The organism is Alphaproteobacteria bacterium HT1-32, assembly GCA_009649675.1.
In the GTDB taxonomy this organism is placed as follows: Bacteria; Pseudomonadota; Alphaproteobacteria; order Rhodospirillales; family HT1-32; genus HT1-32.
Genome location: WJPL01000004.1, coordinates 61,027 through 85,688, shown reverse-complemented (window position 1 = coordinate 85,688; position 24,662 = coordinate 61,027). Strand labels below are relative to the sequence as shown.

The window sequence follows — 24,662 nt, the reverse complement described above, 5'->3', positions numbered from 1 at the left end:
TTACGTTCAGCCGAGAGAGACGATCATACACAGATCTGCACAATCGGCATCCCCGGCTGAAAATGATGGTTATCCTGGCCCGTCAGCCAGCCGGAGCTTGCGTTTCGCCGCTTTGCGGGAGCGGCTCATCATCACCCCGAATACGACCACGGCTACCGTGAACAGCATGATTGTCAGCGACATCCCGCGTTCGACAAAGATCATGGGTGACCCGCGGGAGATAATCAGGGTCTGCCGCAGGGTCTCCTCGGCCAGCGGTCCGAGCACCAGCGCCAGAACCGTCGCTGCCGGAGAGAAGCCATAAAGCTTCATGTAGAACCCGACGATACCCGCTGCAAACATCAGCCAGACCTCGACGATACTGCCATGAACGCTGAATGTCCCCATCGTGCAGACCAGAATGACGGCGGGTGCCAGAATGCGGTATGGCAGTTTCAGCATCAGCACGAAAACCGGGATCGCAAAGATATTGATGGCCAGAAGCGCCATGTTTCCGAGATACATGCTGGCGACGAGGCCCCAGGCAAATTCCGGATTTTCCTGCATCAGCAGCGGCCCGGGCTTGAGGCCCCACAGGACAAGCGCCGCCAGCAGGACTGCCGTCGAGGCAGAACCGGGAATACCAAGGGTCAGCAACGGCACCATCGCACCGGCGGATGCCGCATTGTTGGCGGCTTCCGGTGCGACCAGCCCGGGCATCGCGCCCTTGCCGAATTTTTCCGGTGTCTTCGAAGATGACTTTTCAATCGAATAGGACATCAGAGACGCAACGGTGGCACCTGCTCCGGGAACAACACCAATGCAGAAGCCCATGATCGAGCCGCGAACAAAGGCCATGCGCGATTCAATCCAGTCCTTCGCACTCGGCCAGAACTCGTTCTCTTTCTGATACTGGATAATGCCGCCGGTCCCGGCACGGTGCAGCCCCTGATAGAACGCATAATAAAGCTCGCCCAGACCAAACAGGCCGATGGCAATCGGGATAAACTCGATCCCGCCGATCAGCTCTGCCGACCCAAAGGTAAATCGCTGCAGGCCGGTTTCCAGATCGACACCCACAGTACCAAGCGCAAATCCGACAAGCGCGGAAATGGCCCCGTAACGCCATTGTTCACCAATCAGGACAACAAGAGTCACCATGCCCATCATGACCAGCATGAAAAATTCCGGCGGACCGAAACTTCGGGTGACATTCGCAAAAACAGCGGCCAGCACCGTAATCAGAATAACGCCGACCGTACCACCGACAAAGGAAGCTGCCGCCTGCATGACGAGAGCCGGCCCGGCACGCCCCTGCTGGGCCAGCGGATAGCCGTCAAAGGTTGAGGCAACGACTGCTGATTCACCCGGTGTATTGAGCAGGATCGACGTAATCGTACCGCCATACATCGCACCGTAATAAATGGCAGCCAGCATCATGATCGCCCCGATCGGGTCCATCCCGAAGGTCAGCGGCAGCAGGATCGACAGACCCGCTGCAGGACCGAGACCGGGAATAATCCCGACGATCATGCCAATCATGGAACCCGCCAGAAGGTAAACGATATTCATCGGCGTGATCGCGACAGAGAAGCCGAGGATTAAGTTGTCAAAGAGTTCCATTTGGGGCCGCCTGAAAAGATGTGGATATCAGCAGGGCTGAACAATGCATGTGATCTGGTGAGTGCTAGTACGGAAGGCCGAGCATACCCGGCGGCATTGCCGCATTGAGCGAATAGCGAAACAGCACGAACATGCCGACGGGCAAAAGAACGCCCACCAGAACATTCGTCAGATGGCCGCCCCGGTTCAGCACCGACAATGTAACCAGCATGAACAGGATCATGCCCGGCAGCGCGCCCAGCCAGTGGCTCGCCATGATGAACCCGGCCAGCATGACAATGACCCCGATGGTCACCGGAAAATCAGCCGAAACCACGTCATCCGAGCGGCGGTTACGAAACTCGACAATCGTATTGTACAGGGTGAAGGCAACCAGCAGACCGCCGATGATCTGCGGAAAAAAGCCGGGGCCGATACGGCCTCGCGCGCTCAGGAAATTCAGTTCGGAAAACGCAAATGCTGCATAACCGACGGACAGCAGCAGCAGGGTAACTGTAAAAACGATTCTCATGGATCAGGCCATTCGGGCGATTCGGATCTGATTGCAGGGCCACCGGGGGATGGCTGTGCTGCTGACCCTGTGGAAATTTGGAGCAGACGGTACTCGGGAAAGACCAATGGCCCGCCGACAATATGCCGACGGGCCATCTGTCATCTCAGCATCTTACTTGATGATGCCTTTGGCTTTCAGAATACGACCAAACTGGTCCTGGGCATTGCTCAGGAAGCTGGTGAACTCATCGCCCCAGAGAACAGTCGGGGTGAGGTCATGCTTCTTGACGTATTCAGCCCATTCCGGGGTATCAACAACCTTCTTCATGGTTGCAATCCACCAATCCTGAACTTCCTTGGAGACGTCCGGTGCAAGCACCACACCACGCGGTGCGGAGATGCCGACATCAAAACCCTTCTCGGCCAGTGTCGGAATGCCCTTCAGTGATTCCGGGATGTTTGCACCCGTGAATGCCAGGGCCCGCATGTCGCCTGAGGCCAGCAGACCCGCGACTTCACCGGGATTGACCAGCATTGCGTCGAGAGCACCCGAAAGCAGTGCCGTCGTCAGTTCGCCCTGCTTGTTGAACGAGACATATTCATACTCGTACCCGGCTTTCTCAGCCAGAAGCTCGGCAACGATGAAGTCAACATTGACCGCACCGATACCGCCAATTGCGGGTGCCTTGGTTTTTGCTTCGCTAACGAACTGGTCGAACGACTTGGTCGGCGAGTCACCATTGACAACGATCAGCAGATCATCAGCTGCAAGCAGTGCAACAGGCGTGAACTTTGTCGGCCCCCAGGGCGTATCAGCTTTCAGCGGCGTGGTAATGAAGCTGCCGGACGTGGTCGAGATGTTGTAGGGATTGCCTTTCTGATTGAACAGATAGCCCCAGCCAACTGCGCCACTGCCGCCGGAACGGTTCTGGGCCACGATATCGCTCGGATAAAGCTTATACTTCTCCAGGATCGAGATGATGGTACGCGCCATGATGTCGTTGCCGCCACCCGGACCAAACGCAATCGTCCAGTCCAGCCGCTCGCTGGGGTAATCCGCAGCATTTGCCGCACCGGGCATAACTGCGGTCATGGTAACTGCACAACCAAGAGCCAGCGCCCTCAGTTTCATTCCAAGTGAATTCTGTAGACTCATCGAATGTTCCTCCGTTGAACGTTTCTTCACTTTGCACTGCGGCCCGCATCATACCGACGTCAGGCTTCACAATTCTCGGGTCCGGGCCTTATGGCCTTCTTCTTGTTAGTCGTCAGCTACCGGCAGGCCAGACTGGCAGCCGGTACCGTTTGTAGAATTCTGTTCGTGATTACAGGTCAGCCGGAAAGGGAAGCCTGCCATCTGCGTCGCCCGGCAAGGGCATGATCTTCACCAAGTCTGCGCGCCAGTTCAGCCTTCCCGGCTTTCAAGGCAGCAACCAGTTCCTTGTGCTCGTCGTTTGACTCCTGCATCCGCTCTGCCGTGTCGAGTGAACGTTGCCGTGTCAGGTGCGATTCATTGACAAGCGACCGGTATGTCTGCGCCGCACATCCATGGCCCGAGTAGCTGACAGTCTCGTCATGAAAATGCAGATTGATCCGGTAATACTCCGCAGAGTTACCAGACGAAATCGCCTCATCCATCTGCTGCACATAGCTTTCAAGATTGCTTATCTCGCCTGCTGTGATCCGCTCTGCCAGACTGCTGCAGACAAACCCGTAGACAACCGCACGAACATCGTAGATTTCCGAGATTTCTTCTGATGAAATTTCACGCACGAAGAAGCCCTGATTAAGCTTCGTCGTAACCAGATGTGCGCATTCAAGCGCCCTCATCGCCTCCCGGACAGGACCACGGCTGACGCCAAAGCGTTGCGCCAGTGCAAGTTCATTCAGCCGCTCGCCCGAACGCAGTTCACCACTGATGATCATGCGCTCCAGTTCCTTCTGAACAATTGCTGTCAGAGATTCGGCGCGGCGGAGGGCTATGGCTTCCAGGGCTGTATCACTCATGCCGTCAAGTAGCGCCCAGCTCCGCGATTTTGTCAATCGTGTATTGATTATTGTTCTTTGTAAATTGTTGACAGTTTATGGCCAGCGCGGCAGCTTTGCTGAAAATCCGGAGGAGATATAATACGACGCCAACGCCTGCCATCGGAGAACACCCAGACACAGAGTGCCGATGAAAACCTGCCCGTTACCAGCTGACCGAGTTGAGTAGCGAGGAAGGTTCGTTAAACTTGGCGTCCGGACTGTTGACGGCATAACCATAATGATCATCCCCCTGCAGTAATGCCGGAATCAGTACCCTGCCTCAGCCGGAAAACAGTAAACAGATCCGCAGTCTGCCAACTTTCATCACAACCACCTGAAAAGGAATTCCCCGCATGAGCACGCCTCAGACCACCGAGATTGATGCCGAACTCGCCAGCAAGGCCGGTGACGACATTCTGTATGAAGTCCGCGATGGAATCGGCTTCCTGACCTTCAATCGCCCGCAATCGCGGAACGCCATGAAGTTCGAAATGTACGAGCGCATGGCCCAGATCTGCGCCGACGCCAGCGAAACCCGTGATATCCGCGCCCTGATTCTGACCGGTGCCGGTGACAAGGCTTTCGCTGCCGGAACCGACATGTCCCAGTTCCGCACCTTTGATAAAGATGAAGATGCCATTGCCTATGAAGCACGCATCGACCGGACGCTGGGCGCGCTGGAACGGTGCCGCATCCCGACAATCGCAGCTATCCGCGGTGCCTGTGCCGGTGGTGGTGCCGGTATTGCAGCTTGTTGTGACCTGCGGATCGCCGCACGCAATTCACGCTTCGGCTTTCCCGTTGCCCGTACACTCGGCAACTGCCTTTCCATGACCAACTACGCCCGGTTGTCCGATCTGATCGGTACCGCCCGTGCAAAAGACCTCATTTTCCAGGCGAAGATGATCGAGGCCCCGGCAGCTCTTGAATACGGCTTTATCAGCGAGATGGTCGAAACACCGGAAGAAGTCGCCCCTCGCGCCGAGGAAATCGCCCGCAAGATCGCAACCTATGCTCCCCTGACACTGGAAGCGACCAAGGAGGCCCTGTTGCGTCTGCGTCCCCAGCTTCCCGCAGGTGGCGGTCGCGATCTGCTGCTGAAATGCTACATGAGTGAAGATTTCCATGAAGGCATGGATGCGTTCCTCACCAAACGCCCGCCGGTCTTCAAAGGCAAATAAGTCTGTGCAGTACGCACGATCTCACATGCCCTGTTCAGCCACCGTCCCCCCCGGCAAGGCTGACCAGACTGGCATGGAGGTCGTGCGGCAGGCTGATACCATTTGCCAGCGCCGCCCGGCGGCGGGCCAGCATTCTCTCGCCCGGCAGCGTCACCCGTTCGGTTCCACTGGCGGGCGGCGTCGACATGACAATGTTCCGGAACCGTGCCATCGCCTCATCAAAGGCGGCACGCCCGATGAGCCGGTCAGGGTCAATGACCAGAAAGAAATGGCCGAGGTTCGATCGCTGGTCCGGCGATTCTGCGCCCGACGCAACCTCATTCAGAAAACTCCCGCCGGTCAGAACGCCAGACAGAATATCCACCATCAAGGCAAGCCCCGACCCCTTATGCCCGCCGATGGGCAGCAACAGACCAGCCAGCGCTGCAACCGGGTCGGTTGTCGGCACACCGTCGCTGTCTGCCGCCCAGCCGGACGGAATTGGTGTGCCGGCCTTTGCAGCAGCACGGATTTTACTCCGCGCCGCTTCGCTCATCGCGATATCCAGAATCACATGCGAGCCGTCGCTGACCGGCACGCCGACGGCAATCGGGTTGTTGCCGAGCCTGACTTCCGCCCCACCCCAGGGCGCCATCATCGCGGATGCGTTCGAGCCTGCAATCAGCAGATAGCCTTTCTCGCAGGCCTGCAGCGCGTACGGGGCGAGTGCGCCGAGGTGATTGGAATGACGACAGCCGACATAGGCAATTCCGGTATCTTCAACCATCGACAAAGCAAGTTCGAGCGCCTCTGCGGCAACGGCTGTGCCGAGACCATTACGGCCGTCAACCAGCCCGAGCGAGGCGGCACGGCGCTCCACCGTAATATCGGCAGCGGCATCAATGCTGCCCTCCTGCATCCGGGCACTGTAGCTGACAAGACGGGCTGCGCCATGCGTGCTGATGCCCATCAGCTCAGCATCAACAAGAACACGGGCCGCTGCCGCGGCACGCTTCGGATTCAGGCCCGCATTTTCAAAGGCCTGCCGGGCCAGTCTGTCAAAATCCGCTGCGCTCAGATTCACCTTATCGCTCATTTCCAGCCCTTTCAGATGGTCGCCCTGTCATGCACGACCCGTCAGTTACGGTCGCATCATCCGGCGCGGACACTAAGCGGGCCGTGGAGACGAGACAACGGACAAAAACGAAACTCCAGCCCGGAATTCACAGAAAGAGAACAGACATATGCGCATTACTGACATCAGGGAATTCACCCTCCACACGGGTGAGAAACGATCAAATGCAGTGATGGATTTCAGTGACATGACCACCGGTTTCGTTGCTGTCATCACCGATGTCATCCGGGATGGAAAACCTGTTGTCGGCTATGGCTTCAGCGGCTCCGGACGATACAGCCAGAACGCAATCTGCCGTGAACGGCTGATCCCCCGCCTGCTGGCTGCAAAGCCGGAAGATCTGGTCAATGAGGCCGGCGACAATCTCGACCCTTTCCGGGTCTGGGACTGCATGATGCAGAAAGAAAAACCGGGTGGCCATGGCGACCGGGCAATTGCTGTTGCCACCATCGACATGGCGATATGGGACGCCGCTGCGAAGATCGCTGAAGAACCTCTCCACACCTTCCTGTCGAAAAGATACGGGACCGGACAGGTTCCGGATGAGGTTTTTGTTTATGTCGGTGGCGGCTACTACACCGAAGGTAATGGCTATTCTGCACTACAGGATGAAATGCGCCGCTATCTTGATGATGGCTTCACCGTGATCAAGATCAAGGGGGCAGGTGCGCCGCTTGATGAAGATCTGCGCCGTATCGAAGCCGTTCTAGAAGTCCTTCCCGCAAACCAGCTGGCAATCGATGCCAATGGCAGGTTCCGGCTTGAGGACGCCGTGACCTTCGCCAAAGCCATTCAGCCCTATGGCCTGCGCTGGCTCGAGGAGCCCGGCTATCCGCTCGACTATGATCTGCAGGCAGAGATAGCCCGCATCTATGACGGGCCGCTGGCGACCGGGGAATGCCTGTTGTCCAGCTGGGATGCCATGAATCTGCTGCGCTATGGCGGCCTGCGACAGGACAGGGATATCCTGCAGTTTGACTGCGCTCTCAGCTACGGCATCTGCGAATATATCCGGACCATCGCCATCATGGAAAAAATGGGCTGGTCACGGGACAGCCTCTATCCCCACGGCGGCCATCTGCTGTCTCTGCATATCACAGCAGGGCTCGGGCTCGGCGGAACCGAAGTCTACCCCTATACCCATCAGCCGATCGGGGGCTTCACCGATGGCCTTCAGATTACCAGCGGACGCGTGGCCCTGCCACAGCTTCCCGGACTGGGCTTCGAAGGCAAAGCCAACCTGAAGCAGGTGCTGGAAGGCATGGTGTAACACCGGAACTACCGCCCCCCCCTGGGGCCACTGGCCTCCGGGAACCATCGCCTGATTATTGGAACATAAATGTTCTTTCGTAAATCCCGGGCATCATTTCATTCGCGTTTCGGATAGTATTCAGGGCATGCATTTTTGAGGTTTAACCAGACCACAGATTGCTATAACCCTGCCGCCATGCTGAAGACGCTGAGACAGTCAGACATACGGAGAATGGTGGTAGCGGCATTATTTTTGCCCCTGATGCTGTTCGCCATTTTCTCTGTCAGCACGATGCCGGTCTTCTCAAAGGGTGGCATCGAGATCGTCATCTGTTCCGGCGACAGTTTTCAAACCATCACCGTTGACCAGCACGGCCAGCCCGTCGAAGAAGACAGGCGCGCGCCCTGTGACTGGTCGATGCAGGCTCAGGCTGTGGCTGTCACTGCCGGCAACCTGCTGCTTACCCCAACAGATTACAGTCACTGGATACCCGGACATGGCAAGTCTGCCTTGCTGTCACGGGATACCCACAACACTCACAACGCAAGGGCACCGCCACCTCTGGTTTGATTTCAAGCACTCACATCGTCATCAAACCAGAGGAGAGACACATGGTCTCAACCAATACGGACGGCGTCTCAACCGACGACGCCACGACGACGGATTCCGTCAATAAATTCTATCTCGCGGCATGGCGCTGGCATTTCTATGCCGGTCTCTACGTCATTCCTTTTTTTGCCATACTGGCCATTACCGGCATGACCATGGCCTGGATTGCCCTTATCGACGGGCGCGACGGTGAACGCATTTCGGTTGTCCCGCAGGCTGTTGTTCAACCTGTATCAGCACAGGCAGACGCTGCCGTCGCCGCCGTTCCCGGTGGTACGCTGAAACAATATGTCGCCCCCCGCGCCGAGGATCTGGCGGCTATTTTTCGTGTTGATCTTGACGGCGTTGCGACCACCGTCGTCGTTGACCCCTATACCGCAAAAGTCATCACAGACTTTCCCCGACGCAGCGGGTGGTATGATTTTGCCGACAATGTTCACGGCAGCCTGCTGCTGGGTGACACCGGCGACCTGATGATTGAGATCGCGGCATCCCTCGGCATGGTCCTGATCGGAACAGGTCTTTACATGTGGTGGCCACGGGGTGCCGGTTGGCGCTCTGCCCTGATCCCCGCATTCTCGCAAAAGGGCCGGAGCCTGTGGAAATCACTGCATGGCGTTCTTGGTCTGTGGCTGTCGCTGTTTCTGGTGTTCTTTCTGGTCTCCGGCCTGTCCTGGGCCAGTGTATGGGGCGGTAAATTTGTTCAGGCATGGAATACTTTTCCGGCAGAGAAATGGGATAATGTCCCCCTGTCGGACGAAACCCATGCCAGCATGAACCACGGCCCGAAGGAAGTGCCCTGGGCACTGGAACAAACGCCGATGCCAGCATCAGGCAGTCAGGCTGGCCTGGCAGTCATGCCGGAAGGAACGGCAATGACGATCGACAACATGGACAATCTCGCCCGCCGGATCGGATTTGACGGTCGTTACCAGATGAACCTGCCGGGCGGGGCTTCCGGCGTCTATACTTTCAGCCGGGATTCCATGAGTACGGACAGCCCGGACCCGATGTCTGACCGCACGGTTCACATCGATCAGTACACGGGCAAGGTGCTCGCTGATATTCGCTTTGAAGACTATTCTCTCGCCGGGCAGGCCATGGCTGTCGGTATTGCCCTGCATATGGGAACCCTTGGTCTCTGGAGTGTTCTGGCAAATACGGCAATCTGCCTGTCCGTCCTGTTCCTCTGTCTGAGCAGTGTTGTGATGTGGTTCAGGCGTCGTCCTGCAGGTGCAATCCGTCTGGCAGCCCCCGCCTTGCCGAGAAACATGCCACTCTGGCAGGGTGCCGTGCTTGTGGGACTGGCCGTCTCACTCGCCTTCCCGATGGCCGGAATTGCAATCCTTGTCGTCATGGCAGTCGATCAGGTGATCCTCTCACGCATTCCAACCCTGAAACGCGCATTCTCTTAGGCGCACAATAAAATTGCCGCTCCCCGATAAGGGAGCGGCAATGTTTTATGCGGAAACTCAATTCTCAGAATATAGAGTCTTCAGATATCCCTATATCGTCGCAATCGGTGTCAGGGGCGAACCAACTGCTCCGGGCAGATACAGGGGCGGTGCCGTCAGCATGAAGCGCGAGCGCCCATGCTTCCGCAGCGCCGCAGACAATTCAGCCAGATGCCAGAGTTCACCCAGATGTACACCAAGTCTGAAAAGGCAGTGACGATGGATCGGTAACCGTGAACAGCCATTCCGGGTTGTCCCGTACCCATGCGCATCTTCAATTGCCAGGTTATCGGAAATCAGCGCAACGACACCACTATCCGTAATCCAGTCCAGCAGCCTGTCATCATACCCATTCAGCACCGCACCCGACTTATGCAGTTTTTCTGCGTCAGGTTGACCGTTCATTTCGAGAATCAGATTGTCCCAGCCGGTATGGAAGAGAAAGAAATCACCCTCCTCAATCTCGATCCCGTCCGCATCCAGCATCCTCATCAGCGCGTCATATCCAATAACGCTGCGTTCTGTACCGACATGCGGCACCATGTCGAGCAGCACACCACGGCCCTGCATGCCGGCTTTTGCCATTCCTGCGACAGAAAGACGACGCGCCCCCTGACCATCCGGATGGTCAGGGCCCAGCACATCTTCATCCGCACGGAAACCATTGTAATAGACCCGGCGTTCAACACCGTCACCATCGACGTCAAACAGGGTGCCGAAATGCGCGAAGCTGTCCCATTGTGTTGAGTACTGGTTCCACAGCGTCGTGAACTCGTCAGAGGACACATCCTTATTACCGGGCTGATGCTGCTCCCAGGCCATATTGTAATATGCCCCATCCGTGTTCGGCGGATAATTCACCGTCCCGAATCGCGGCGGAAACCGCTTTGGATTCACACTGTTCCCGCCGGGCAGATTCAACGGCAGCGACAGACAGAAAGTCAGACCTTCCTGAATTTCTGCGGCCGCAGCCCTGACCCGTTCCGGATTGAGCAGATTGACCCGGCCTAGCTCATCCTCATCACCCCAGTCAGCCCAGGTCGATCCTTCAGGTCGATTGACCCAGTTTTTCGTCATTTGATACCTCTTCGGCACTTAACCATGCCGGTCGTAAGTTGAGTTACAGCGCCTCAGCGAAACCACAGCGCCGTTATGGGAAGGTAGGAAACCAGCATCAGAACCGTGAACATCACCAGAATGAACCACTTGTTGTAACGCATGATCTCTTCGAGTTTGACACCCGTGACCGAGCAAACCGTCAGCACGATCGAAGCCACAGGTGGTGTCTGCTGACCGATACCAAGATTGAGACAGACGATGATCCCGAAATGAACCGGATCAATGCCAATCTGCTGTGCCAGAGGCAGAAGAATTGGCACAACGATGATGATCGTCGCAGTCGCATGAAGTATCATGCCCAAAGCAATCAACAGCAGGTTGATCAGCAATAGCATCAGAACATAGTTGTCTGTAAGCGCACCGAGGCCAGCCGCCAGACCTTGCGGAATACGCTCGTTTGCCAGCACCTGCCCGAGAATGGCCGAACCGGCAATCAGCATCATCACGACTGATGCCTGCCTGGCCGTAGCCGTCAGAACCTCGAAAATCTTCCGGAAAGTAAGGTCACGGCTCAACAGAAGGCCAAACACGAAAGCAATAAACACACCGATACCCGATGCTTCGGTTGGTGTGAAGAAGCCGACAATAAGCCCCCCGATCACCAGAACCGGGATCATCAGCGGCACAAGGGCACGTTTGAACGCAACACCCAGACGGGCCACTTCAAATGCGCTGTCGACCGGGAAATTTCCTTTTCTCGCAAAAATGTAGTTTGCGATCATGAAGCCGCCACCAAGGATGATTCCCGGCACGATACCGGCAATAAACAAATCCCGGATCGACGTATTCGTGGTAACGCCGTAAAGCACAGCAGGAATTGATGGCGGGATAATAATACCAAGTGTCGCCGACGATGCCGTAATCGCAGCAGCGAACGCCCGGGGATATCCCTGCTTTTCCATTTCCGGCACAAAAATTTTGCTGACTGCAGCCGCATCAGCAACTCCAGACCCGCTCATTTCTGCCATGAACATACTGGTCAGCACATTGATCTGACTGAGACCACCACGCAACCAGCCAACCAGTGCGGCCGCCAGCTGTATAAGACGTTCGGCGATACTCGTAGCCGACATCAGTTCACCCATGAGAATGAACATCGGGATGGCCAGCAACGGAAAACTATCCATTCCAGAGAACATCTGAACGGGGATTGTGAGCAGCGGGATATCGCTGAGCCACATGCCAGCGGCACCCGTGAGCATAAGACCAAAGCCCACAGGAATCCCGAGAGCCAGGAACAGCAGCAAAATACCGACAATTACTCCGACCACTGTTCCGCTCCTTCTGTCACGCCTTTCCAGCGCTCATACGTACCCGCGAGGATAGCGATAATCAGAGTCCCGGCGCCGAAAGGAATCGCCGCCATGAACAAACCTTTGGGGAGGGGGACTGTCTCCAGAGAACTGCCGCCAACGACGGAAATCGCCTGCCAGGACAACCAGAAGAGCAAGCCGAAGAACATGCACAGCATGAGATCGTTTGCGGTCAAAAGAATTTTCCGCAACTTCAGCGGCACCTTATCAACCACAAGATCAAACGCTATATGCCCATGCGTCCGGGCGGCAATATAAGCGCCGGCGAAGCTTGTCCAGACAAGAAGGTTGCCACTGATTTCCTCCGGCCAGGGAAGAGAAGCCCCCACCACGGACCGGAAGAAAACAGCAACGCAGGTGATAATAGCCGTTGTCGCCACAAGCAGTGCAGCGACAACAGCCATCACGCGGTCCAAATAAATGACCAACTTCATGACACCCTACTCAGACACTGTCGGAAAGAGTAAGAAGACACCTTATTTCCCCCGTACCAGATCGAGCCAGTCCGTACCGAACTGAGATGTGTAATTGTCGTAAACCGACTTGGCCTTCACCTGAAACGGTATCGGATCCACATCATTGACGCTGATCTGTGCAGCCATCTTGTCCAGATAGCCTTTCTCCTGACGGGCAGCCTGCGCATAGGCTTCATCAATCATATCCCGGGCAACATCCCGGAATATCTTCTGATCCTCATCGCTGAGTTTCGCAAAAAAGGCTTTCGACATGATCAGAAACGAAGGGCCGAAATTGTGACTGGTCAGGCTGAGATTTTCAGCAATCTCGTACAGGTTCGCGCTGTAATGGCCATAAAGGGCTGCTTCTGCACCATCCACAACACCCTGCTGAATGGCCGTAAAGGTCTCCTGCCATGCAACAGGAACCGGGTCCGCACCCATCGCGGCAAAACCATCTCGCTTGTACTTCGAGCCGGCAACGCGAATCTTCAGCCCCTTCATATCTTCTGGCGTTTTGATTGAATGCTTCGTGTTGATGACATGGCGGAAGCCACTCTCATAAATACCAAGCACGATGAAGTTCTGCTTGTCTTCAAGACGGGCAATAACCTGACGGCCAAGCTCGCCTTTCACACTGCGAACCACATGTGCTCTGTCTTTGAACAGCCACGGCAGATCAAACAGGCCAAGCTTATCGTCAAGCTTCAGAACACTGCCGCCAACCATACCCATTTCAAGGGTACCAAGTTTGATATTGTCGATCAGGGCAGGCTCTTTACCCAACTGACCGTTCGGGAAAAACCCGAAGTCAAACTTACCCGGCAATTTCTTGTTGATTTCGTCGACGAAGAGCAAGGCATTTTCATAGAGCGGCGATGCCTCGGATACATGGCTCGCAATACGGACCTCTACAGCTTGAGCATTTGCGGCAACAGTAACCGCTGACATCGCTGCAAATGTCAGAGCCCCTAAAACTGAACTTCTCATCTCTGGACTTCTCCCAACTTTATTATGTGATGCATTCGGAAAGCTGCCGTCTGCGGTTTTCGGCGCGCCAAATGCAGCGGGGGAATCAAAAAATTTGCCGGACAAACCGGGTTTTCTGCCAACTCCGCCGCATGGTTTTTGCGTCACGTTTCATCGGATTGCAATTTCAAAGAATTACCCATAGTGTTCTAATTTATTGAACACTATGGGTAATTACGGCCATGGAACTGCCATCTCCAAATGCCCTCAGAACGTTTGAGGTAACTGGCCGACATGAGAGTTTCAGGGATGCAGCAGAAGAACTGAACGTCTCTGTCGGCTCTGTAAGCCGGTATATCCAATTATTGGAAACTCACCTCGGATTGAAACTGTTTGAACGCCATACCCGTGGTGTTTCCTTGTCCCCGGCAGGACGCACCTATCATGAAAGTGTCACCAGGTCGTTCAACCAGATCAGAGTCGTGACAGAGAGACTGCAGCAACGAACCAAATCTGGCGCCCGGCATATTGTATGGTCCCTGCCGACACTTGGCGCGCATTGGCTGGCACCTCGCATGAACCGGATCAAGTCAGCCGTTCATGATTTCGAACTTCACCTGAGCCTTGATGTGACAAGCGCAGACATCGCATACCGGGACATTGATTTCGCGGTAGTGCCTGACTACTTCGCCCCTCGCGGCTCTGATAAATTCCGCGTTGTACGTCTCTATCTCGAATCCTTCACACCTGTATGCTGCCCCCGACGGGCCGGCATTGATGCCCCCCTGGAACTGCCACAACAGATTTTTGAACATCCCCTGCTGGTTTACCGTCATGTAAGTGTCCAGTGGAACGACTGGATACACCGGGCCGGAATAGGCAACATTGATCAGGCCAACTGCATGACTGTCGACAGCGGAATGACAGCATACCATGCCGCTACAGAAGGTTACGGCATTGCCCTCGGCGAACGAATGAAAGTTGCCGACGCTTTGAGGCGGGGCACGCTCATCGCCCCATTTGAAACCGTTGTCGATTCCGGCCATTTCGTTTGTCTTTGCTGGCGACAACACCCATCGCTCGACCGGATGGCGGAAAAGCTGATTACCATCCTGAAACGCGAGGTCCGAGACACTCTGGGCCCTGGCGTTGATCCAAACTCGACAAACTGGCCCCGGTGGATTGAAGCGTAGCAGCTCCGATGATCGCAGCCGCCCGGACAAAACTCGATGAGCCTGGCCTCTCTCCGGAAGCAATCTTTGCTGAGGAATTCAATCCGAGCTGACAACCGGGGTGGCCACAACGCCATCCCGCACAAGGGTCGCGATGTCTGCTTCATTCAGCCCGGATTCCATCAGAATATCCTTGCTATGCTCACCCAGCACGGGCGGTGATCTGTCGATCCGTGGCCCGTCCTCGGCGAAAGAGAAGGCAGCCGCCGGCACTGTTATTCCGGCACCGGCGCCTGCCGTTTCAGGTAGTTTCTGCAACACGCCCCGTCCCTCGAGATGTTCGGAGGTCAGTGTCTCGCGCAGGGTGCCAACCCGGGCCGCAGGTACTGTATCTGCCAAACTGGCCTCCCACTCACGGGCTGTACGTGTCCGCATGACGGCGGCCAGTTCGGCGACCAGCTCATCCCGGTAAGGATCCTGCCTGTTGACATCACGGAACCGCGGGTCGGCAGCAAGATCATCACGGTCCAGCAGGCGACAGAGTTGCTCGAACTGCGTCTGCGTACAACAGCCCAGCATAATCAGCTCGCCATCAGAGGCCTCATAACAACTCGCTGCGGCCAGAGCGTGATCATTGCCATGCGGTTTATGGGTCTTCCCCCCATGCAATTCGTTCATCACCGCAGTCCCCATCAGAAGAATTGCGGTATCCTGCATGGACATATCAATGAACTGCCCCCGGTTGGTATGGGTGCGCTGAAACAAGGCCGACGCAACAGCAAAAGCAGCCATTGCACCACTGGCATAGTCGAGAACCGGCGTCCCTGTCTTCAGCGGGCCTGAACCCGGAACACCTGTTCCGGACATCATCCCGGCGGCGGCCTGAACGACATTATCGTAAGCGCCCCGGCCAGACTGGGGGCCACCACCACCATAAGCTGTCAGAGATAAATAGATCAGTCCCGGATTGTCAGCCGACAGGTCCTCATAGGAAAGTCCCAGACCAGCAGCCACACCAGGCCTGAAATTCTCGGTCAGCACATCTGCGTCAACTGCGAGGCGGCGCACCAGAGAGGCACCCCGCGGGTCTTTCAGATCAATGGCGAGTGACCGTTTATTGGCATTCTGCGAAAGGAAGTGATCGCCCATATGACGTTCACGCAACCGGTTATCCGAGCCACGCCGCCGCATGTAATCCCCATGGACGGGTTCCTCAATCTTGATGACATCCGCCCCCAGCAAAGCCAGCTGATATGTGCAAAACGGACCGGACAAAACATGCGTAAGGTCCACAATCCGGACATCTTCAAATGGTCGCAAAGATCATCCCCTCTGTTCTCGTCATACCATCCTCTGGCAACCATGATATGAATGCACGAAAACATATGACCGCATACCATCAATCGCAGATATTGCCGTAGCATCCGACTGGCTCTGTCAAATTGTTAAGCAGTTTATATCATTACTGTTTATTCTGTTTCACCCTCAGGTCTGCCCATCTTGAAAACTGACCCCCTCCACGCCGGCAGAAACCCGGTATCGACACGCCTGCAGTTTCAGACGACCGAATGCGGTGTTGCCGTGCTGGCCATGATGATGGCCTATCACGGGCGGCAGGTTCCCATGGAGGAAATCCGGCGGGTTACCGGGGTCTCAAGGGATTGTCTGAGTGCCTCGGACATCGTCCGTGCTGGCCGGGAGTTCGGCTTCCGGTGCAGTGGCCACCGGCTGAGTTTTGATAAGCTTCGCACCGAACCCACACCCTTCATCCTGCATATGGATTTCATTCATTTCGTCGTCGTGGAAAATGTCGGGGATGAATGGTTCACGCTTAACGACCCTTCGCAGGGCCGCATCAGGATCCACCGCGACACACTCGACCAGAGCTTCACGGGCATCATTGTCCGGCTGCGCCCTGACGATGATGTCGTCGGGGAAACACATTCCGAGCCACCACGAACCCCGCCCCGGCTCACGTCTTTCAGGGGTCTGTGGCAGCGCACCTCCCGGCGGACCCGACTGCTTGTTGCAGGAGTTATCTCGCTCGCCATAGCCGAGGCCATCATGCTGACCCTGATGGCGCTGACGATCAGTCACCCTGAATCATCAGACCTGCTAACGACACTGGCAACCTCGTACCACATCATCGCCGGGTTACTGGCGGGACAGATATCTCTCGCAACCTGTCGTCATCTGGCTCTCCGGCTCATCCGCGAGGATATCAGCCGGGCCGAAACCACAGCACTGATGAATAAGCTGCTGGGAAGTTCCTATCATTTTCTCAATTACCGTCTTCCCGGCGATATGTTCAGGACCTTGTCTAATGTCGATAATGTCGCAGACCAGCTGGCGACAATTATCCTTCCGGCCATTCTGACCCTGCCGCCACTGCTCATCCTCCTTTCGGTGATGGTCTGGCTGCATCCGGCGGTCGGGATCGCGGTCGCCGCCAGCCTCATCATGGTTCTGGCCGGAATCACTTATGCTTATTTCCGGTTTGCCGACCTACAGCGTATCGTCAGATCGAAGAGAGATCAGGATCTCGGCAACCTCTCGACCAATCTGGAGGAAATCGAACGCAGCAAGATAGCCGGACGCGATGAGGACTTTCTTGCCTCCGGTCTTGGTTCCCTCGCCAGTTGCCTTGTCTATGAGCAAAGTGACGCCGCCCGGAATTCTGCGGAACAGATGGCGATACAGGCAGGAAGCTGGCTGATACTTGCCCTCGCTGGCGCCTCCGTGCTTCTGCCCGCAACCTCCGGAACAGTTTCCTTTCAGCTGCTTCTGCTGTCCGGCGGTCTCCTGCTACTTATCTCTCGCTGGCGTGGCCTGTGCAGCACACTTGATGTTATATGGCATTTGCTGATCCGGATTGACGACATCCATGAAAGTTCAGCGATTGACCGGCGCATCAGAAAACAACCAGCCGGAGAAGCTCCGGGCAATCCGGGCGGCACGACTGCACTCAGCCTGAAGGATGTCACTTTCGGTCATTCCCGAACGCGCCCTCCCCTGTTTCATGAACTCAGCCTTGATTTACCGGAAGGCGGGCAGATTGGCATTACCGGCCCCTCCGGCGGTGGAAAGTCGAGCTTTGGCGCCCTCGTGGCGGGCCTGCATCAGCCATGGAGCGGCAGCATTTCCTGCATCCGCCATGAGGGGCCTGTCCCAGTTGCCTGGGTCGACAAGTCCGTGTTCCTGTTTGATGGCAGCCTGCGCGATAACCTGACGCTCTGGAATGCTTCAATAACCGAATCCGAGATTTGGGCTGCACTGGCCGCAGCCTGTCTCACGGAGGTCATCCGTGCCAGACCCGACGGGCTGGACTGTCACGTCGCCGCACGCGGAAAGAACTTCAGTGGCGGTCAGTGCCAGCGTATGGAAATTGCGCGGGCCGTTCTGCACAAGCCTTCCGTCATTGTCCTTGATGAGGCGCTTGATGCGCTTGATCCCCTGCTTGAGGAGGAACTCCGCAGCAACCTTCGCAACATCGGTTGCAGCCTGATTGTCATCAGCCATCGTACTTCGACCCTGACCGCCTGCGACGAGCTGTACAGCCTCCGGCACGGCAAACTGGAACGGCTGGACCTGAATCCCGGCGCGGCAGTGATGACCAGCGAACAACCGGCCACGGAGCCATGGGAAGATCCGGCACCAGTTTCAGAGGCAATCTTTAACGACCATTTGTCTGATGTTTTCCAAACCCTTCGCGCAAAATATACCCTCCCCGCCCCCGCGGCAGAAAGCGAAGTGCATGCGGAGAGCAGCAGTGAACCGGTTCACGACGCAGCCCGCAAAAACGGATTTTTTGTTCGCCCGGTCGATATTTACCGCCGAAACTGGTGGCATGAGGCAATCACACCATTTGTCGGCATTCTGACCGGCAGCGGCATGCCGCAGGCCGTTCTGCCAGCAGGTAATGAGTACAAGACCGCCACTCCACCCGGAACAGAACCGGCAGATATTCTCAACTCCGAAGGATACGCGGTCTATCCGCGAGATGATCTTTCTGACAACCGGATATCCAGCCTCTTCTGGCGGAAGCAGACTGACATCGGTTCCGATTGCCTCAGAATATTCATCATCGGTCTGGCATTGCTTCTGATTGTCGCGGCGCTTCCCTTCCTCCTCAGTTTGGCTGCCCGTCTTGATATGACAGACAACCTGATGACCATCCGGCTGGTCATCAGCATTATCGCGGGTGCCGGTATCCTGGTTTTGCTGGCCACAGCACTGACAATCTCCGGTGTCAGATTGCACACCAGACTTGAACTCGGTGTCATGCGCCAGTTGTACCAGAGGCTGATCAGAATCAGCCCCGCATTCGTCCGCAAGGTACGCCCCGAAAAGCTGGCGCGTGGACTGGGCGCAGTCGCCCGTATTCTTGACCAGATGCGAGCCGCAGCACCTTCCGGAGCAACCGATGTCGCGATGCTGACCGGGGGGCTTCTCGCCCTCTCTGTCATTGACTGGCGGCTGGCTGTTTCAGGGCTGATCCTGACATTCCCGCCGCTACTGATATCACTGATAACCGCTGCGGGAAGCCGTCAGCATCACCGGCTCTGGTTTAATCACCGCCTCTCCGCACGGCGATTCCTGTCCGACATGTTACGCGGTATCGGTCGTCTCAGATGCCTGAAAGCCGAGAACCGTGCCGCTGACAGCTGGGGAAAAATTCAGCGTCAGTCGATTGCAGCAGAAAGACGCGTCACCCTGTATGCAATGGCCGGCAGACTGGCGCAACAGGCTGCAATCTGGCTGTCTGCGTTCATCTTCCTGTCCTTGCTGACCATGCCCGAAGCCTCCGCCGGCATTCTTTTGCCGGAAAAAATTCTGGCAATGACTGTCTTCTGGCTCTGCCTGATATCGTTGAAATCCATCACGACAAATATCCGGCAGATTGGTGCAGCCCTGTCATTTACGCCGGATCTGCATGACCTGCTGGATGCACCGCTGGAACCCGCCGGCAAGCCCGCTCCCGCACAGGCCAGCCTGACGGCCCGTGATATCTGGTACAGCTATCCGGGAGCCGGCCTTCCCGCCCTGAAGGGCGTTTCCCTTACGATCGAGCCCGGGACTATCACGGCTATCGCCGGGCCATCAGGCAGCGGGAAGTCCACCCTTCTGAACCTGTTGCTGGGATTTGAACGTCCAGACAAGGGACAGGTCCGATACGGTGATTCTGCATTTGATAGCCTTGATTTGATGCAATGGCGTCGCCGCATCGGCATGGTCCAGCAGGATGATCGTATCCAGAACGCCTCGACACTCAGAAATCATATCACCGGCTTTTCCCGATACACATTGGCAGACGCAGAACGAGCCGCCCATCTGGCCGGACTGACCGAAACAATTGCAGACATGCCAATGGGTATGCAGACAATTCTGGAGCGGGACAAATTCTCGACCGGGCAGGAGCAACGCCTTCTGCTGTCCAGTCAGCTGGTGCGAAACCCGTCCCTCCTGATTCTGGATGAGGCCACGAATGCCATTCAGGAAGACCTGCAACAGCGCATCTTTGCCAATATCCGGATGCTGGGCCTTACCTGTATCCTTGTCACGCACCGGGAAAGCGCGATCCGTGAAGCCGACAACATCATCCTGCTGGAGGCTGGACGCATATCCTGGTCCGGCGGATTTGAAGCCTTTGAACAACGGCAGGACCTGCGCGCGATCCTTGCGAAAGATAAACGGGTTGAGGAGACATAGGGATGACCGGGCCAGACGCAAAAGACCGGACTGTCCGGAAGTCACTGTTCCGCGACAAGGCCATTGCCCGACTGCGCGGACCACAACAGTCTGATACGCCAGACACCATTACGCCCTGGCGTCCCGGCCTTATCATCGCTGCCGGTATACTCGGGATCATCATTGCCATTATCTGGATGATCCCCTGAGGTCATCCGGCAACGGACCGTCAGGCTGCTTCCGGCTCCGGGATCAGAAGTGACAGAAACTCATCAACTCCCTCGAAGAGCAGGTTGACCGCATCTTCATCCAGCTCTTCCGACGCCACGAAACTCCATTGCAGGACGTTGCGACGCAGAGAGGAGGACATATGCAGAATCGCCGGATCGTTTGTCAGGTCCGCAAGTTCCTTCCAGTTCACCGAATCATGAATAAACCCGATAACAGGAAAATCGACGTCTGACCGGAAGGCATCATCAATGCTGCCCCTATACTGAAGCGCCACCAGCGGCTTCGGCAGGCTTTCGATCACTGACCGGGCTGCATCTCCGGCTCTCCCCTGCATCAGCATGTCATAACCCGTTCCCATTGCTGGAACAGCCCGGAAACGGGCCAGCGTATCATCAACAATGTCATCCACTGTCAGAGGCTGCCGGGTTGTCACCCGAAACGGATACCGACAGGCAAACCACCCGATCGACGAGAATGGATCGGACTGGTCAAAGGAAAGGCGTCCATGACCTTCAAGCCTGACCAGCAGGTCTTCCTCACCGGTCAGTCGTTTCCAGGCCCATGCCAGCGCAGAAGCCATCACGCTGCTGCGTTCCCCACCGGTCGGGAATTTCTGCAGCAGACGCAGGTTCCGGGACCGCGAAAGCTCTCGCGTTCCGGCCATACGCCATGACTTTTTCCCCTCACCATCTGATATTTCAAAAGCGTACCCCTCAGCCGTTTTCCCCGGTGCTGGGATACATTGATCCTGCCAGTACTTCAGTTGTCCGGAGACATCTTCTGTCCGGTAATGATCATCAAGCAGTTGCAGCCATCGGCCATAAGGCAGTGCCGCCACGGAAATATCATGCGACCCGTTATTACGGAAAGATGTATAGGCGCTCTCGAACTGCATCACCCAGATCGACAGGGATACCGCATCAACCACCAGATGATGGAAACCGATCATCATCATCCCCCGCTCACCAGCCCCCCGGTCAATCAGAAAGGCCTTCGCCAGCGGCCCCTCCGAAAGACTGATTTCTGATCTGAACTGTCTCATAAGCTTCGACCGAAGCTCCGCAAACCCGGCGGGGGCGATATTTGCGGCATCAACCCGTTCGAAGGCAATACCATCCCCCGCCTTGCTATACTGCTGTACCCACCTGTCGTCCTCATGCCGAAAGCGCAGGGAGAAAGCGTCGTAATGACGGGTCATCCATTCAATTGCCGCCGCCAGAGCGGCCTGATCGACGTCAACCGGCGTTCGCAACAGGACAACTTCAACGAAGGTCACGGGGTCTGTGAGGCCGGCATGCAGGACTTCATGCTGCCTCGGCGACAAGGGTATTGGTGCCATCGCACCATCACCATCTGCATGCCAGCCGGTCGCAGAAACAGCTTCTGCGGAGAACCTTCCCCGGATCAGGTCAGCCAGTTCTCCTATCGTGGTTTCGGCATCGAACCAGTCCGTTCTGACAGGTCGCTCCAGATCCCGTTCGATATGAAGTGAAAATTCGATCAGTTTCAGTGAATCAAGTCCGGTTTCAGACAAGGGAGTATCCCGGCTGATGAAGGCCCGTGACACCCCGGTCAACGCTTCCAGTGTCATTCCGAGATAAGTTTCAAGCTGCTGAAGGCGTGCCCCCGGCGTGCCCGGCCGGATGACGAGAGAACGATGATCCGCCTGATTCGACGACGCTGTCATCGTTGTTTTCTGACTGAGCAGCACAGACCAGGTTTCGTTCAGATAACAATCGCGACAGGCATGGTGCTGAATTTTACCGCTCGTGGTTCGCGGCAGCGAGCCGGGTTTCAGCAGAACGATGTCATGCGCGGACAGTCCCGAACATTCCGTAATATTCCGCCGTATCGCGTTCAGTATCCCGCTTTTGTCGGCATGGTGACGATCCTCCCGCCGGACCTCGCAGGCAACAACCAGCTCTTCCCCCGTCCCCGGATCAAGACCAAAAGCTGCGACCCCGTCGAGCAACAGGCTGGGATGGCTGGTTCCGGCGGCCTCCTCAATGTCTCCCGGCGCATAATTTTTGCCACGGATGATAATCAGGTCCTTGCTTCTGCCGGTAACATAAAGCTCTCCCTCAAGCAGAAAGCCCAGATCACCGGTCGCCAGATAACGATCTGCTGACTGGTCGGACAAAGGCCGGAATTCCTCATCCGCCCTCCGCGTGCGCCTGTTCCAGTATCCCTGCATCAGGACAGGGCCGGACAGCCAGATTTCCCCTGTGATCCCGTCGGCGCAGGCCTGACCTGTTTCGCTGTCCCTGATTGCGACCACTGTATCCCGGCAGGGGCTTCCGCAACTGACCAGTTCCGTAACCTGCCGGTCTTCACCAGCAGCTGTCACAGCACGACCCTCCTGCAACGCTTCCGTATCAAAGCGGGTCAGGAGCGGCCGCCTGCTTCCCGGCTCAGGGCCGGTTGCCATCAGGGTCGCCTCCGCGAGGCCATAACAGGGGTAGAAAGCCTCCCCGCTGAATCCGTAATCTGAAAAGATTTCCGAGAACCGGGTAATTGTCGAAGCCCGGACCGGCTCGGCCCCGCTGAAAGCCAGTCGCCAGCAGGACAGGTCCAGACCCTCAGGCCGAGAGGTCCGGGCAGACTGACTGCACAGGTCAAAGGCGAAGTTCACGCCACCGCTGACATCAGCCCGGTATCTGTCGATGGCCTCAAGCCATCGCAGCGGGCGTTGCAGGAAATGTTTCGGGTCCAGCAATATGGTGTGATACCCGCTCCAGATCCCTTCGATAATGCCGCCGATCAGCCCCATATCGTGAAATGGTGGCAGCCAGCTGACGACAACGCTTTCCGTTGTCAGGGAGAACTTTTCGGCAATCCCGGCCAGATCATGCGAAAGACTGCGATGGTTGATGACCACCCCTTTGGGGCTGGCCGTTGAACCTGATGTATATTGAATCAAGGCATAAGTGTCGGGCGTCACCTCTGCCACACCATCACTGCCCGGCAGAGTGCCCTCCCCCGGTACAAGGTCCACTGACAGCCAGGCACTGTCCGGCATCCCGGCCTGCCGGTCGGTCACCCAGCGCACCCTCGACAGAGACTCTGAATGGGTCAGCACCATGTCCGGCGCAGCATCCTGAAACAGACCATTCAGCCTCCGGGCTGAGCGGCTGTTCGCCCGTGCTGCAGGAAGCGGCGCCGGAACAGCAGCAATACCGGCATAGAAACAGGCACAGAGCGAGACAACAAAATCAATGCCCGGCGCCTGCAGGATCAATGCCCGCTCGCTTTCGGGGCGGCGCTGCCGCATGACTGCTGCCAGCTCCCGGCTACGTGTGGCGAGATCCAGAAAAGACAGGGAAGTGGTCTCTCGTTCCCCGTCAATCAGGTAGGTAAAGGCAACGCCATCCGGATTGATCCGGGCATGCCGGTCGAGTGCTTCGGCAATAGTCAGCACCTGTTACGTCACCTATCCCTGCCGGGCAGATGACAGAAGTTTCAGCATCCGGTCGAAACGGTCACCGGCAAGCGAGACTGAATCGAGCAGCTTTTCGTCCAGTTCGTCTTCCAGCACATCTTCACTGTCCAGAGCGGAGCCCTGACCATAACCCAGACGCCGGACAGTCCCGCGGAGCCGGTCTGCCAGAAAGAAGCTGAGCGCCTTGTAGAAGCGCATTCCGAATGCCGGGTCGGTTTCGCATCTCTGGTCAATTGCGGCATGGCTCAGTTCCAGCACCACACTGCTGCCATCTGAAATGACGGAAGCAGAAGGCATCGCATCATCCACAAAGGACATCTCGCCGACGATTTCGCCCGAACCGAGCACTGCTATCACGCCGAGCTTTTCATCTTCAATCCGCAACTGCCCCTCAAGCAGAACGAAGATACTGGCCACCGGAACACCCTGCCGGATCAGAATGTCTCCGTCCCCAACGGCCCGCCGGACACCGGACCGTGACATCCATTCGGCGTCGCTGTCACTCAGCTGCCCCAGAATAAACAATACCTTGCGCATACCCCTG

19 protein-coding genes are annotated in these 24,662 nt (G+C 56.6%); 7 read left to right on the top strand and 12 right to left on the bottom strand.

Features of this window, described 5'->3' with window-relative positions; genetic code table 11:
• Nucleotides 1-69: 69 nt before the first annotated feature.
• From GH722_19620 to GH722_19605, 4 genes are all read right to left on the bottom strand, one after another.
• Complete coding sequence (locus GH722_19620) at nucleotides 70-1,602, bottom strand: tripartite tricarboxylate transporter permease (protein MRG73973.1); 1,533 nt, start codon at nucleotides 1,600-1,602, stop codon at nucleotides 70-72.
• Nucleotides 1,603-1,666: 64 nt separating this feature from the next.
• A complete protein-coding gene (locus GH722_19615; protein MRG73972.1) occupies nucleotides 1,667-2,113 on the bottom strand; it encodes a hypothetical protein in 447 nt (148 codons plus the stop codon).
• A 153-nt stretch (nucleotides 2,114-2,266) separates the two neighbouring features.
• A complete protein-coding gene (locus tag GH722_19610; protein ID MRG73971.1) occupies nucleotides 2,267-3,250 on the bottom strand; it encodes a tripartite tricarboxylate transporter substrate binding protein in 984 nt (327 codons plus the stop codon).
• Nucleotides 3,251-3,426: 176 nt separating this feature from the next.
• Nucleotides 3,427-4,101, bottom strand: coding sequence for an FCD domain-containing protein (locus tag GH722_19605; GenBank protein ID MRG73970.1), 675 nt, complete (start codon nucleotides 4,099-4,101; stop codon nucleotides 3,427-3,429).
• A 374-nt stretch (nucleotides 4,102-4,475) separates the two neighbouring features.
• On the opposite strand from GH722_19605, the gene GH722_19600 reads away from it, so the two are divergent.
• On the top strand, nucleotides 4,476-5,303 hold the full coding sequence (locus GH722_19600; GenBank protein ID MRG73969.1) for an enoyl-CoA hydratase: 828 nt from the start codon (nucleotides 4,476-4,478) through the stop codon (nucleotides 5,301-5,303).
• A gap of 34 nt (nucleotides 5,304-5,337) precedes the next feature.
• Here GH722_19600 and GH722_19595 read toward each other — a convergent pair whose 3' ends face one another.
• Complete coding sequence (locus GH722_19595; protein ID MRG73968.1) at nucleotides 5,338-6,378, bottom strand: Ldh family oxidoreductase; 1,041 nt, start codon at nucleotides 6,376-6,378, stop codon at nucleotides 5,338-5,340.
• 148 nt (nucleotides 6,379-6,526) lie between these two features.
• Here GH722_19595 and GH722_19590 point away from each other — a divergent pair, with 148 nt between their 5' ends.
• From GH722_19590 to GH722_19580, 3 genes are all read left to right on the top strand, one after another.
• Nucleotides 6,527-7,687: a mandelate racemase gene (locus GH722_19590; protein ID MRG73967.1), complete on the top strand. Its 1,161-nt coding sequence runs from the start codon at nucleotides 6,527-6,529 to the stop codon at nucleotides 7,685-7,687.
• 177 nt (nucleotides 7,688-7,864) lie between these two features.
• Nucleotides 7,865-8,239, top strand: coding sequence for a hypothetical protein (locus GH722_19585; GenBank protein ID MRG73966.1), 375 nt, complete (start codon nucleotides 7,865-7,867; stop codon nucleotides 8,237-8,239).
• Between the two features lie 41 nt (nucleotides 8,240-8,280).
• Entirely contained in the window at nucleotides 8,281-9,693 is a 1,413-nt protein-coding gene (locus GH722_19580; protein MRG73965.1) for a PepSY domain-containing protein, read from the top strand.
• Nucleotides 9,694-9,783: 90 nt separating this feature from the next.
• On the opposite strand, the gene GH722_19575 is transcribed toward GH722_19580, so the two are convergent.
• From GH722_19575 to GH722_19560, 4 genes are read right to left on the bottom strand one after another with little or no spacing between them, the layout of a single operon-like run.
• On the bottom strand, nucleotides 9,784-10,809 hold the full coding sequence (locus tag GH722_19575; GenBank protein ID MRG73964.1) for a cyclase family protein: 1,026 nt from the start codon (nucleotides 10,807-10,809) through the stop codon (nucleotides 9,784-9,786).
• Nucleotides 10,810-10,862: 53 nt separating this feature from the next.
• On the bottom strand, nucleotides 10,863-12,122 hold the full coding sequence (locus GH722_19570; GenBank protein MRG73963.1) for a TRAP transporter large permease subunit: 1,260 nt from the start codon (nucleotides 12,120-12,122) through the stop codon (nucleotides 10,863-10,865).
• Complete coding sequence (locus GH722_19565) at nucleotides 12,110-12,598, bottom strand: TRAP transporter small permease subunit (protein ID MRG73962.1); 489 nt, start codon at nucleotides 12,596-12,598, stop codon at nucleotides 12,110-12,112. The genes GH722_19570 and GH722_19565 overlap by 13 nt, the downstream gene beginning before the upstream one ends.
• A 42-nt stretch (nucleotides 12,599-12,640) precedes the next feature.
• Nucleotides 12,641-13,609 carry a DctP family TRAP transporter solute-binding subunit gene (locus GH722_19560; GenBank protein ID MRG73961.1) on the bottom strand — a complete coding sequence of 323 codons (969 nt, stop codon included), beginning with the start codon at nucleotides 13,607-13,609 and terminating at the stop codon, nucleotides 12,641-12,643.
• 221 nt (nucleotides 13,610-13,830) lie between these two features.
• Here GH722_19560 and GH722_19555 point away from each other — a divergent pair, with 221 nt between their 5' ends.
• On the top strand, nucleotides 13,831-14,781 hold the full coding sequence (locus GH722_19555; GenBank protein MRG73960.1) for a LysR family transcriptional regulator: 951 nt from the start codon (nucleotides 13,831-13,833) through the stop codon (nucleotides 14,779-14,781).
• A gap of 78 nt (nucleotides 14,782-14,859) precedes the next feature.
• On the opposite strand, the gene GH722_19550 is transcribed toward GH722_19555, so the two are convergent.
• Nucleotides 14,860-16,080, bottom strand: a complete 1,221-nt coding sequence (locus GH722_19550; protein ID MRG73959.1) for a CoA transferase — start codon at nucleotides 16,078-16,080, stop codon at nucleotides 14,860-14,862.
• A gap of 180 nt (nucleotides 16,081-16,260) precedes the next feature.
• On the opposite strand from GH722_19550, the gene GH722_19545 reads away from it, so the two are divergent.
• Nucleotides 16,261-20,469: an ATP-binding cassette domain-containing protein gene (locus GH722_19545; protein ID MRG73958.1), complete on the top strand. Its 4,209-nt coding sequence runs from the start codon at nucleotides 16,261-16,263 to the stop codon at nucleotides 20,467-20,469.
• Between the two features lie 2 nt (nucleotides 20,470-20,471).
• Nucleotides 20,472-20,657 (top strand): hypothetical protein, encoded by a 186-nt coding sequence (locus GH722_19540; protein ID MRG73957.1) that lies wholly within the window; start codon nucleotides 20,472-20,474, stop codon nucleotides 20,655-20,657.
• A 20-nt stretch (nucleotides 20,658-20,677) separates the two neighbouring features.
• Here the strand turns inward: GH722_19540 and GH722_19535 are convergent, their stop codons facing one another.
• Both GH722_19535 and GH722_19530 read right to left on the bottom strand, forming a co-directional pair.
• A complete protein-coding gene (locus tag GH722_19535; GenBank protein ID MRG73956.1) occupies nucleotides 20,678-24,097 on the bottom strand; it encodes an AMP-binding protein in 3,420 nt (1,139 codons plus the stop codon).
• A gap of 12 nt (nucleotides 24,098-24,109) precedes the next feature.
• Complete coding sequence (locus GH722_19530; GenBank protein ID MRG73955.1) at nucleotides 24,110-24,655, bottom strand: cyclic nucleotide-binding domain-containing protein; 546 nt, start codon at nucleotides 24,653-24,655, stop codon at nucleotides 24,110-24,112.
• Nucleotides 24,656-24,662: the final 7 nt, after the last annotated feature.

Excerpts from the sequence above, each read along its gene's own strand:
- GH722_19580 (MRG73965.1), top strand. The coding sequence starts at position 8,281 with ATGGTCTCAACCAATACGGACGGCGTCTCAACCGACGACGCCACGACG.
- GH722_19605 (MRG73970.1), bottom strand. The coding sequence starts at position 4,101 with ATGAGTGATACAGCCCTGGAAGCCATAGCCCTCCGCCGCGCCGAATCT.
- GH722_19560 (MRG73961.1), bottom strand. The coding sequence starts at position 13,609 with ATGAGAAGTTCAGTTTTAGGGGCTCTGACATTTGCAGCGATGTCAGCG.
- GH722_19615 (MRG73972.1), bottom strand. The coding sequence starts at position 2,113 with ATGAGAATCGTTTTTACAGTTACCCTGCTGCTGCTGTCCGTCGGTTAT.
- GH722_19600 (MRG73969.1), top strand. The coding sequence starts at position 4,476 with ATGAGCACGCCTCAGACCACCGAGATTGATGCCGAACTCGCCAGCAAG.
- GH722_19610 (MRG73971.1), bottom strand. The coding sequence starts at position 3,250 with ATGAGTCTACAGAATTCACTTGGAATGAAACTGAGGGCGCTGGCTCTT.
- GH722_19590 (MRG73967.1), top strand. The coding sequence starts at position 6,527 with ATGCGCATTACTGACATCAGGGAATTCACCCTCCACACGGGTGAGAAA.
- GH722_19540 (MRG73957.1), top strand. The coding sequence starts at position 20,472 with ATGACCGGGCCAGACGCAAAAGACCGGACTGTCCGGAAGTCACTGTTC.
- GH722_19620 (MRG73973.1), bottom strand. The coding sequence starts at position 1,602 with ATGGAACTCTTTGACAACTTAATCCTCGGCTTCTCTGTCGCGATCACG.
- GH722_19565 (MRG73962.1), bottom strand. The coding sequence starts at position 12,598 with ATGAAGTTGGTCATTTATTTGGACCGCGTGATGGCTGTTGTCGCTGCA.
- GH722_19530 (MRG73955.1), bottom strand. The coding sequence starts at position 24,655 with ATGCGCAAGGTATTGTTTATTCTGGGGCAGCTGAGTGACAGCGACGCC.
- GH722_19575 (MRG73964.1), bottom strand. The coding sequence starts at position 10,809 with ATGACGAAAAACTGGGTCAATCGACCTGAAGGATCGACCTGGGCTGAC.
- GH722_19585 (MRG73966.1), top strand. The coding sequence starts at position 7,865 with ATGCTGAAGACGCTGAGACAGTCAGACATACGGAGAATGGTGGTAGCG.
- GH722_19595 (MRG73968.1), bottom strand. The coding sequence starts at position 6,378 with ATGAGCGATAAGGTGAATCTGAGCGCAGCGGATTTTGACAGACTGGCC.
- GH722_19555 (MRG73960.1), top strand. The coding sequence starts at position 13,831 with ATGGAACTGCCATCTCCAAATGCCCTCAGAACGTTTGAGGTAACTGGC.